The organism is Streptomyces sp. NPDC051740 (assembly GCF_044453165.1).
GTDB classification, from domain to species: Bacteria; Actinomycetota; Actinomycetes; order Streptomycetales; family Streptomycetaceae; genus Streptomyces; species Streptomyces atrovirens.
Genome location: NZ_JBITCL010000013.1, coordinates 100849 through 110895 on the forward strand (window position 1 = coordinate 100849; position 10047 = coordinate 110895).

At 71.9% G+C, this 10047-nt stretch carries 10 protein-coding genes; all 10 read left to right on the plus strand.

What is annotated here, in order from left to right; translation table 11 throughout:
• The first annotated feature begins 84 nt into the window (after positions 1 to 84).
• The 10 genes from mltG (at position 85) to nusB (ending at position 9766) form a co-directional block, all read left to right on the plus strand.
• The gene (mltG, locus tag ACIA6T_RS22340) at positions 85 to 1791 is read left to right on the plus strand and encodes an endolytic transglycosylase MltG (RefSeq protein WP_399448209.1); all 1707 of its coding nucleotides are present in this window, start codon (positions 85 to 87) and stop codon (positions 1789 to 1791) included.
• Positions 1791 to 2618: a shikimate dehydrogenase gene (locus tag ACIA6T_RS22345; RefSeq protein WP_399448210.1), complete on the plus strand. Its 828-nt coding sequence runs from the start codon at positions 1791 to 1793 to the stop codon at positions 2616 to 2618. Before mltG ends, ACIA6T_RS22345 begins: the two co-directional genes overlap by 1 nt.
• A gap of 51 nt (positions 2619 to 2669) precedes the next feature.
• Positions 2670 to 3104: a hypothetical protein gene (locus tag ACIA6T_RS22350; protein WP_399448211.1), complete on the plus strand. Its 435-nt coding sequence runs from the start codon at positions 2670 to 2672 to the stop codon at positions 3102 to 3104.
• A 182-nt stretch (positions 3105 to 3286) separates the two neighbouring features.
• Positions 3287 to 4471 carry a chorismate synthase gene (aroC, locus tag ACIA6T_RS22355; protein ID WP_399448212.1) on the plus strand — a complete coding sequence of 395 codons (1185 nt, stop codon included), beginning with the start codon at positions 3287 to 3289 and terminating at the stop codon, positions 4469 to 4471.
• Positions 4468 to 4983 carry a shikimate kinase gene (locus ACIA6T_RS22360; RefSeq protein WP_399448213.1) on the plus strand — a complete coding sequence of 172 codons (516 nt, stop codon included), beginning with the start codon at positions 4468 to 4470 and terminating at the stop codon, positions 4981 to 4983. Before aroC ends, ACIA6T_RS22360 begins: the two co-directional genes overlap by 4 nt.
• Entirely contained in the window at positions 4980 to 6074 is a 1095-nt protein-coding gene (aroB, locus tag ACIA6T_RS22365) for a 3-dehydroquinate synthase (RefSeq protein WP_399448214.1), read from the plus strand. The genes ACIA6T_RS22360 and aroB overlap by 4 nt, the downstream gene beginning before the upstream one ends.
• A gap of 126 nt (positions 6075 to 6200) precedes the next feature.
• Positions 6201 to 7073 (plus strand): Pro-rich N-terminal domain-containing protein, encoded by an 873-nt coding sequence (locus ACIA6T_RS22370; RefSeq protein ID WP_399448215.1) that lies wholly within the window; start codon positions 6201 to 6203, stop codon positions 7071 to 7073.
• Positions 7074 to 7588: 515 nt separating this feature from the next.
• Positions 7589 to 8695, plus strand: a complete 1107-nt coding sequence (locus ACIA6T_RS22375) for an aminopeptidase P family protein (protein WP_399448216.1) — start codon at positions 7589 to 7591, stop codon at positions 8693 to 8695.
• A gap of 70 nt (positions 8696 to 8765) precedes the next feature.
• Positions 8766 to 9332, plus strand: coding sequence for an elongation factor P (gene efp, locus ACIA6T_RS22380; RefSeq protein WP_385057328.1), 567 nt, complete (start codon positions 8766 to 8768; stop codon positions 9330 to 9332).
• 2 nt (positions 9333 to 9334) lie between these two features.
• A complete protein-coding gene (gene nusB, locus ACIA6T_RS22385; protein WP_030832816.1) occupies positions 9335 to 9766 on the plus strand; it encodes a transcription antitermination factor NusB in 432 nt (143 codons plus the stop codon).
• Positions 9767 to 10047 lie beyond the last annotated feature (281 nt).

Genomic DNA, 10047 nt, shown 5'->3' on the forward strand with positions numbered 1-10047 from the left:
CAGCCGCCGCACAGAGAGAGGCGGTACGGGAGCCGTGGTCTTCAGGTGGCCGGGCGACCGCCGCCTCGCGGCTCTAGGGGATCGATGACTGAGTATGGCCGGGGCCAAGGCTCCGAACCGTGGCATCCGGACGACCCGTTGTACGGGGACGGCGGATGGGGCGGACAGCAGACCCAGCAGGGTCGGCAGTCCCCCTACGGCGGCCAGCCACAGCACTATCCGCAGCAGCCGCAGACGCAGCAGCAGTACGGCGACTGGGGCACCGGCGAGCAGCACGGGTACGGCGGGCAGCAGTACCCGCAGTACGACCAGCAGCAACAGCCGCAGTACGACCAGCAGCAGTACGCCCCTCAGCAGCAACAGCCGCAGTACGACCAGAACGGCTGGCCCACGGGCTCCTACCCGCAGGACCCCTACGCGGCCGGCCCGCAGGACCCGTACGTGGCGGGCCCGCAGGACCCGTACGCGCAGCAGGCCGGGACGTACGGCGGGGAGCAGCCCGACCAGTACGGCACCCCCGACGCCTACCCGCCGCCCGAACCGCCCGGCCGCCGCCGCGCCGAACCCGAGCCGCAGACGGACTGGGACCCGGGCCCCGACGAGGGCGAACACGCGTTCTTCGCGGGCGGCAACGACGACGACGGCCCCGACGAGGAGCCGGAGGACCGGAGCGGGCGCGGTGAGCGCCGGGGCCGGGGCGGCAAGGAGAAGAAGCGACGCAGCGGCATGGCCTGTCTCGTCGTGGTCGTGGTCTTCGGCGGCGGCCTCGCCGGTGTCGGCTACTTCGGCTACCAGTTCTACCAGGATCGTTTCGGCAGCGCCCCGGACTTCGCGGGGGCCGGCAACGGCGAGCAGGTGACCGTCACGATCCCCAAGGACTCCGGCGGTTACGCCATCGGCCAGGAGCTCAAGAAGATGGGCGTGGTCAAGAGCGTCGACGCCTTCGTCGCGGCCCAGGCGGCCAACCCGCAGGGCAAGAACATCCAGGACGGCGTGTACACGCTGGAGAAGGAGATGTCGGCCGCGAGCGCGGTCGAACTGATGCTCAGCCCGAAGAGCCGCGACAACCTGATCATCGCCGAGGGCAAGCGCAACAACGCCGTCTACGAGCTCATCGACAAGCGCCTCAAGGTGGACGCGGGCACCACGGCCAAGGTCGCCGAGACCAAGTGGAAGACCCTCGGCCTGCCCGACTGGGCCGTGAACCACGAGGACGTCAAGGATCCGCTGGAGGGCTTCCTCTACCCGTCCAGCTATGCCGTCGCCAAGGGTCAGAAACCCGAGGACGTGCTGAAACAGATGGTGGCTCGTGCCACCGAGAAGTACGAGGAGCTGGACTTCGAGGGGAAGGCCGAGAGCCTCGGTCTCGAAGGGCCGTGGGAGCTGGTGACGGTCGCGAGCCTGGTCCAGGCGGAGGGCAAGACCCACGACGACTTCCGCAAGATGTCCGAGGTCATCTACAACCGCCTCAAGCCCACCAACACCGAGACGAACCAGGAGCTGCAGTTCGACTCGAGCTTCAACTACCTCCTGGGCCAGAGCGAGATCGACATCTCCGAGTCCGAGATCAACAGCAACCCCGACCCGTACAACACGTACACCAACAAGGGTCTGCCGCCCGGCCCGATCGGCAACCCGGGCGAGGAGGCGCTGCAGGCCGCGCTGAACCCGACGAGCGACGGCTGGATGTACTTCGTGGCCACGGACGGCATGCACGAGACCGAGTTCGCCAGGACCATCGACGAGCACCAGAAGCTCGTCGACAAGTTCAACGCGTCGAGGGACAACTGATGCCCGCCGCCCGCAGAGCCGCCGTACTCGGCTCCCCGATCACCCACTCCCTCTCCCCGGTGCTGCACCGCACCGCCTACGCCGAGCTGGGCCTGGAAGGCTGGACGTACGACCGTTTCGAGGTCGACGAGACGTCCCTGCCCGGCTTCTTCGACACGCTCGGCACCGAGTGGGCGGGGCTGTCGCTGACCATGCCGCTGAAGCGGGCGGTGATCCCGCTGCTCGACTCGGTCAGCGAGACCGCGACGTCCGTCGAGGCGGTCAACACGGTCGTCCTCACGCCGGACGGCCGCCGGACCGGCGACAACACCGACATCCCCGGGATGGTCGCCGCCCTGCGCGAGCACGGCATCGACAAGGTGGAGTCCGCCGCCATCATCGGCGCGGGTGCCACCGCCTCCTCCGCGCTGGCCGCACTGGCCCGGATCTGCTCGGGCGAGGTCACCGTTCATGTCCGCAGCGAGGCCCGTGCGGCGGAGATGCGGGAGTGGGCCGAGCGGCTCGACGTCGCGGTGCGCATCGCCGCCTGGGACGACGTCGAGCAGGCCCTGCACGCCCCGCTGGTCGTCAGCACCACTCCGGCCGGCGTCACGGACACCCTCGCCAAGGCCGTCCCGGAACGCCCCACGGCCCTCTTCGACGTGCTCTACGACCCGTGGCCGACCGTTCTCGCCGCCCGCTGGTCGGCGTACGGGGGCGCCGTGGTCAGCGGACTGGACCTGCTGGTGCACCAGGCGGTGCTCCAGGTGGAGCAGATGACGGGGCGTTCACCGGCCCCGCTGGACGCGATGCGAAAAGCGGGGGAGCGGGCTCTCGCGGCCCGCTAGGATCCACCCTCGGTTCCGCAGGGGGCGGAACAGGGGAGGGGAACGCGTTCCATGTCCGCAGGCATGCCGCTGGCGTCGGTGAAGTCCCAGATATTCGAGTCCGTGCTGGGCTTTCTGCCCGACTGGGTGCAGATCACAGTGCTGGCCCTGATCGTGCTCGCCGTCGTCGCGTCCTGGGTCGTCAAGATCAAGCGCAAGATCGCGTACCGCCGCGCCGTCCGCAACGGTCAGCCGATCCACGCGGCGGCCCGGTACGGCCAGGGCAGTGGCGCGGACTACCTGGGCCAGTACGCCCCGCAGCGGACCCGGCCCGCTCCGCAGACCGCCCGGCAGCCGAGCGGGGCGGACTACCTGGGCCAGTACGCGCCGCAGCAGCAGGGCAGCGGCGCCGGCCACCCGGGTGCCCATGCTCCGCAGCCGAGCGGGGCCGACTTCCTCGGCGCCTACGCGCCCCCGCAGCGCCAGGGCGAGGGCGGCCCGGCCTGATCCCTCCACCGCCCGGCCCGTGCTCCCGCCCGTCCGCCTGATGGACCGGCGGCCGGACACCCGGCCCGGACGTGGGAGGATCGGAGGTGGCGGACCGGGGCCGCGCACCCCGTCACGCCACAGCCGTACACGAGGACACGTGTACGCAGGCAGTACCGGGGCGCGAGCATTGAGGAGCACCGTTGAGCAGGTTGCGCTGGCTGACCGCGGGGGAGTCGCACGGTCCCGCACTCGTCGCGACGCTGGAGGGCCTTCCCGCCGGCGTACCGATCACCACGGACATGGTGGCGGACCACCTCGCGAGGCGGCGGCTGGGCTACGGTCGCGGCGCCCGGATGAAGTTCGAGCGCGACGAGGTCACCTTCCTCGGCGGCGTCCGGCACGGTCTGACCCTCGGTTCCCCGGTCGCGGTCATGGTGGGCAACACCGAGTGGCCGAAGTGGGAGCAGGTCATGGCGGCCGACCCGGTCGACCCGGAGGTGCTGGCCGGCCTGGCGCGCAATGCCCCGCTGACCCGCCCCCGCCCCGGCCACGCCGACCTGGCCGGCATGCAGAAGTACGGCTTCGACGAGGCCCGCCCGATCCTGGAGCGCGCCTCCGCCCGCGAGACCGCCGCCCGCGTGGCGCTGGGCGCGGTGGCACGGTCGTACCTGAAGGAGACGGCCGGCATCGAGATCGTCAGCCACGTCGTCGAGCTGGCCGCGGCGAAGGCGCCGTACGGCGTCCACCCGACCCCCGCCGACGTGCGGCGACTGGACGAGGACCCGGTGCGCTGCCTGGACGCGGACGCCTCGAAGGCGATGGTCGCGGAGATCGACCAGGCCCACAAGGACGGCGACACCCTCGGCGGCGTGGTCGAGGTCCTGGCGTACGGCGTCCCGGTCGGCCTCGGCTCCCACGTCCACTGGGACCGCCGCCTGGACGCACGCCTGGCCGCCGCCCTCATGGGCATCCAGGCGATCAAGGGCGTCGAGGTCGGCGACGGCTTCGACCTCGCCCGCGTCCCCGGCTCGAAGGCGCACGACGAGATCCTCGCCACCCCCGACGGCATCAAGCGCGCGTCAGGCCGCTCCGGCGGCACCGAGGGCGGACTGACCACAGGTGAGCTGCTGCGCGTACGCGCGGCGATGAAGCCCATCGCGACCGTGCCGCGGGCGCTGAAGACCGTGGACGTCGTCACCGGCGAGGAGACCGCCGCCCACCACCAGCGCTCCGACGTGTGCGCCGTGCCGGCCGCCGGCATCGTCTCCGAGGCCATGGTCGCCCTGGTCCTCGCGGACGCGGTCGCCGAGAAGTTCGGCGGCGACAGCGTCACCGAGACCCGCCGCAACGTGACGTCGTACCTCGAGAACCTGGCCATCCGATGAGCTCACCGGTGATCGTGCTGGTCGGTCCGATGGGCGTGGGCAAGTCCACCGTCGGGCAGCTGCTCGCCGAGCGCCTGGGCGTCGCCTACCGCGACACCGACGACGACATCGTCACCGCCGAGGGCCGCGCCATCGCCGACATCTTCGTCGACGAGGGCGAGCCCGCCTTCCGAGCCATCGAGAAGCGCGCGGTGCGCACGGCACTCACCGAGCACGAGGGCGTCCTGGCACTCGGCGGCGGCGCGATCCTCGACGCGGAGACGCGCGCACTGCTCGCCGGGCAGCGGGTCGTCTACCTCTCGATGGACGTCGAGGAGGCCGTCAGGCGCACCGGCCTCAACGCCGCCCGCCCGCTCCTCGCGGTCAACCCGCGCAAGCAGTGGCGCGAGCTGATGGAGGCCCGCCGGCACCTGTACGAGGAGGCCGCCACGGCCGTCGTACCGACCGACGGCCGCACGCCCGAGGAAGTCACCGAAGCGGCCCTGAACGCACTGGAGTTGAAGGACGCATGAGCAGCGAGGCAGTGACGCGGATCGCCGTCGGCGGCACGGCGGGCACCGACCCGTACGAGGTCCTGGTGGGCCGTCAGCTCCTGGGTGAACTCGGCGGGCTGATCGGCGAGAAGGCCAAGCGCGTCGCGATCGTGCACCCGGAAGCCCTTGCCGAGACCGGCGACGCGCTCCGCGCCGACCTGGCCGAGCAGGGCTACGAGGCGGTCGCCATCCAGGTGCCCAACGCGGAGGAGGCCAAGACCGCCGAGGTCGCCGCCTACTGCTGGAAGGCGCTGGGCCAGTCCGGCTTCACCCGCACCGACGTCATCGTCGGCGTGGGCGGCGGCGCCACGACGGACCTGGCCGGCTTCGTGGCCGCGACCTGGCTGCGCGGGGTCCGCTGGATCGCCGTTCCGACCACCGTCCTGGCCATGGTGGACGCGGCCGTGGGCGGCAAGACCGGCATCAACACCGCCGAGGGCAAGAACCTCGTCGGGGCCTTCCACCCGCCCGCCGGCGTCCTGTGCGACCTGGCCGCCCTGGACTCCCTCCCGGTCAACGACTACGTCTCCGGACTCGCCGAGGTCATCAAGGCCGGCTTCATCGCCGACCCGGTGATCCTGGACCTCATCGAGTCCGACCCCCAGGCCGCCCGCACCCCGTCCGGCCCGCACACCGCGGAACTGATCGAGCGCTCGATCCGGGTCAAGGCGGAGGTCGTCTCGTCCGACCTGAAGGAATCGGGTCTGCGCGAGATCCTGAACTACGGCCACACCCTCGGCCACGCCATCGAGAAGAACGAGCGCTACAAGTGGCGCCACGGTGCGGCGGTCTCCGTCGGCATGCACTTCGCCGCCGAACTGGGCCGCCTCGCGGGCCGCTTGGACGACGCCACCGCGGACCGTCACCGCACGGTCCTCGAATCGGTCGGGCTTCCCCTGCACTACCGCTACGACCAGTGGCCCAAGCTGCTGGAGAACATGAAGGTCGACAAGAAGTCCCGCGGCGACCTGCTGCGCTTCATCGTCCTCGACGGCCTCGCCAGGCCCACGGTGTTCGAAGGCCCGGACCCGGCCGTCCTCCTCGCCGCGTACGGCGAGGTCGGGGAGTAGCGCCGGGCACTCATCACCGCCCCCGGCCGTTCACACAACGACGGCAGGGGGCGGTACCGTTCGGTAGCACGCGGGTCACCCCCGCTGTCAGCGCCCCATCGCCTGTACGAGACGGAGTGGCACCGGATGCAGCACGCAGTGGGTTCTCGGCTGCCGCCGCCCCATCAGCCGGGGCACGGACCGGCCGTCGGCTGGTCACCGGCCGCACACCACCCGGGCCAGCACCCGGGAGCGCACCAGGGTTCCGCCCACGTGCCCGTGCCTCCTCCGGCACCGGGTTACCCCGCGCCTCCGCCCGGCCCCACCCCGCCGCCCCCCGCGGGCCCGCGGCACGCCTCGATGCCCCCGCCGCCGGACACCACCGGCCACGTACCGCTGCCGCCCGGCGGCCCGGTCGCCATGCCCAGCCCACCGCAGGCCCCCGCGGCACCCGACCCGGCCGGCACGATCATCGCCGTGCTGCTCATAGGCCCCGCGGGTGCCGGCAAGACGAGCGTGGCCAAGTACTGGGCGGACCACCGCCGGGTGCCGACCGCCCACATCAGCCTCGACGACGTACGCGAGTGGGTCCGCTCCGGGTTCGCCGACCCGCAGTCCGGGTGGAACGACCACTCGGAGGCGCAGTACCGTCTGGCGCGCCGCACCTGCGGATTCGCGGCGCGCAACTTCCTCGCCAACGGGATCTCGTGCATCCTCGACGACGCGGTCTTCCCCGACCGGCCGGTCGTCGGCCTCGGCGGCTGGAAGCGGCACGTGGGCCCCGGCCTGCTCCCGGTGGTCCTCCTCCCGGGCCTGGACATCGTCCTGGAGCGCAACGCGGAACGTTCCGGCAATCGCCGGCTCACCGACGAGGAGGTCGCCCGTATCCACGGCCGGATGGCCGGCTGGTACGGCTCGGGTCTTCCCATCATCGACAACTCCCAGCTGGACATACCGGAAACGGCCCGCATCCTGGACGACGTCCTGGCCCGCGCGATAGCGAGCCCTCCGCAGTGGTGAACACGGGGTTCCTGTAGCCGCCCCTTGCCGCAGCAGCCGACCGGGGCGAGGTATGGCCTGCCCGCGCCAGCGGGGCGCCGCCGCGCCCACCCTCCCCCACTCTCGACTCCACTCGAGCGGGGGACCCCCCATCGCCCCAACGGCACGACTGCCCGTCAGTCGGTGGTGTCCGGGGCGGGGTGTGGCTTGCCCGCGCTTACGGGGTGCCGCCGCACCCATCCGTGCCGCCCCAACGGCACGACTGCCCGCAGCTGGGGCGGCACGACTGTCCGCAGTTGAAGCGGCGGGCGGGACTGCCCGTGGCCGGGTAGGACGCTCCCGCGGGCGCCGATGCACGGGAGTGGGGTGTGGTGGTGCGGTGGAGGCCGCCGCTTACCCGGTCCCCACCCCGGCTCACCGGGCAGCACGGTAGGGGCCCGACTGCGGCGGACTCACCGCACCCCCGACCCCACGACGCACCCCCACTCGGCCCCGCTCGACCGGCGACATCCAGCCACCACTCCTACGCTCGAAGAATGTCAGAGGTCTACGCGGTCCGCCGCACCCGGCTACGGGAATGCTGCAACGCGGGCGGCAGCGCGGCGGCGCTGGTGTCCCGGCCCGCAAACGTGCGCTACCTCGCCGGCACCGCCCCCGAAGGCGCCGTGCTGCTGCTGGGCAGGACCGAGGACCTGCTGGTATGCGCCGGCCCACCCGACGACCGCTCCCCCCAGAACCACCCCGACGAATCCCTGCGCGTACACGTCGTCCCCGGCACCGGCGGCGACGCCGCCCTCGCCGCCGCCGCCCTCGCCGCCGGCCAGGGCGTCGACTCCCTCGCCGTCGAGGAGCACCACCTCACCGTGACCCGCCACCGCGCGATCCGCGACGCCGCCCCCCGCCTCCGCCTCGCCGGCATCGGCTGCGCCGTCGAACAGCTCCGCATCGTCAAGGACGAGGAGGAGATCTCCTGCCTCCGCATCGGAGCGGAGATCACCGACCAGGCCCTCGGCGAACTCCTGGAGTCCATCCTCGTAGGCCGCACCGAACGCCACCTCGCCCTCGAACTCGAGCGCCGCCTGGTCGACCACGGCGCCGACGGCCCCGCCTTCCCCACCTCCGTCGCCACCGGCCCGAACGCCGGCCGCCCCGGACACCGTCCCACCGACCGCCGCGTCGAGGAGGGCGACTTCCTCTCCGTCTGCCTCGGCGCCACCTACCGCGGTTACCGCTGCGAGATCGGCCGTACGTTCGTCATCGGCACGGCCCCCGCGGACTGGCAGATCGAGCTCTACGACCTCGTCTTCTCCGCGCAGAGAGCCGGACGCGAGTCCCTCGTCCCCGGCGCGGCCTGCCGCGACGTGGACCGAGCCGCCCGCCAGGTACTGGACTCCGCCGGGTACGCCGAGGCCCTCCCCGTACTCACCGGCCACGGTGTCGGACTCGAAATCGACGAGGACCCTCAATTGACCCCCTCGGCCATGGGTAAACTGGACGCTTGTGTGCCGGTCACCGTCGAACCGGGGGTCCACCTCCCGGGCCGGGGCGGAGTCCGGATCGATGACACGCTCGTCGTACGCCCCGAGGCGGACGGCGGACCCGAGCTACTCACCATCACGACCAAGGAGCTGCTCGCGCTCTAGCCCTGAGCTGGGCGCGGGCGCACGCCCCGGCCGTCGTCCACGTCAGTCCAGTCCAGGAGATTCCGCAACCGTGGCTTCCACGAACGACCTCAAGAACGGCATGGTGCTCAAGCTCGAAGGCGGCCAGCTCTGGTCCGTCGTCGAGTTCCAGCACGTCAAGCCCGGCAAGGGCCCGGCCTTCGTGCGCACCAAGCTCAAGAACGTGCTCTCCGGCAAGGTCGTCGACAAGACCTTCAACGCCGGCGTCAAGGTCGAAACGGCCACCGTCGACAAGCGCGACATGCAGTTCTCCTACATGGATGGCGACTACTTCGTCTTCATGGACATGGAGACCTACGACCAGCTCATGGTCGACCGCAAGGCCGTCGGCGACGCCGCCAACTTCCTCATCGAGGGCTTCGAGGCCACCGTCGCGCAGCACGAGGGCGAGGTGCTCTTCGTCGAGCTCCCGGCCGCCGTGGAGCTGGTGATCCAGGAGACCGAGCCGGGCGTCCAGGGCGACCGCTCCACCGGCGGCACCAAGCCGGCCACGCTGGAGACCGGTCACCAGATCCAGGTCCCGCTCTTCATCACCACCGGTGAGAAGATCAAGGTCGACACCCGTACCAGTGACTACCTCGGCCGGGTGAACAGCTAACCGTGGCTGCCCGCAACACGGCCCGCAAACGCGCCTTCCAGATCATCTTCGAGGGCGACCAGCGCGGCGCCGAGGTCCTGACCGTCCTCGCCGACTGGGTCCGGCACGCCCGGTCCGACACCCGGCAGCCGCCGGTGAGCGAGTACACGATGCAGCTCGTCGAGGGCTACGCGGAGCACGCGAAGCGCATCGACGAGCTGCTCGCCCAGTACTCGGTCGGCTGGACGCTCGACCGGATGCCGGTCGTCGACCGCAGCATCCTTCGGCTCGGCGCCTATGAGCTGATCTGGGTCGACGAGACCCCGGACGCGGTCGTCCTCGACGAGATGGTGCAGTTGGCGAAGGAGTTCTCGACGGACGAGTCGCCCTCCTTCGTGAACGGGCTGCTCGGTCGGCTCAAGGAGCTCAAGCCGTCGCTTCGCCGCGAAGCGTAAGTCGTCCGGCGTTTCGACGCCGGTGCACCGTAGGGGTGCGACCTGAGAGGCGGCTGCGGGCCGGCCGTGGCTGGTCGCGCCCACGCGGCGGAGCCGCATGTCGATACAGCTCCGCGCCCCTGAGGTGCCGCCCTCACGGCGTACAGAAGTGCGCACAAAAAACCGCCGGGGGGGGGGGGGGGGGGGGGTTTGTGCCCCCCCCCCCCCCCCCGGGTTTGGGGGGGGGGGGGGGGGGGGGGGCGGGGGGGGGGGGGGCGGGCGGGGCGGGGGGGGGGGCGGGG

Coding starts and splice junctions, on each gene's coding strand:
- ACIA6T_RS22360 (WP_399448213.1), top strand. CDS start 4,468: ATGAGCTCACCGGTGATCGTGCTGGTCGGTCCGATGGGCGTGGGCAAG.
- ACIA6T_RS22350 (WP_399448211.1), top strand. CDS start 2,670: ATGTCCGCAGGCATGCCGCTGGCGTCGGTGAAGTCCCAGATATTCGAG.
- ACIA6T_RS22370 (WP_399448215.1), top strand. CDS start 6,201: ATGCAGCACGCAGTGGGTTCTCGGCTGCCGCCGCCCCATCAGCCGGGG.
- aroB (WP_399448214.1), top strand. CDS start 4,980: ATGAGCAGCGAGGCAGTGACGCGGATCGCCGTCGGCGGCACGGCGGGC.
- ACIA6T_RS22345 (WP_399448210.1), top strand. CDS start 1,791: ATGCCCGCCGCCCGCAGAGCCGCCGTACTCGGCTCCCCGATCACCCAC.
- mltG (WP_399448209.1), top strand. CDS start 85: ATGACTGAGTATGGCCGGGGCCAAGGCTCCGAACCGTGGCATCCGGAC.
- ACIA6T_RS22375 (WP_399448216.1), top strand. CDS start 7,589: ATGTCAGAGGTCTACGCGGTCCGCCGCACCCGGCTACGGGAATGCTGC.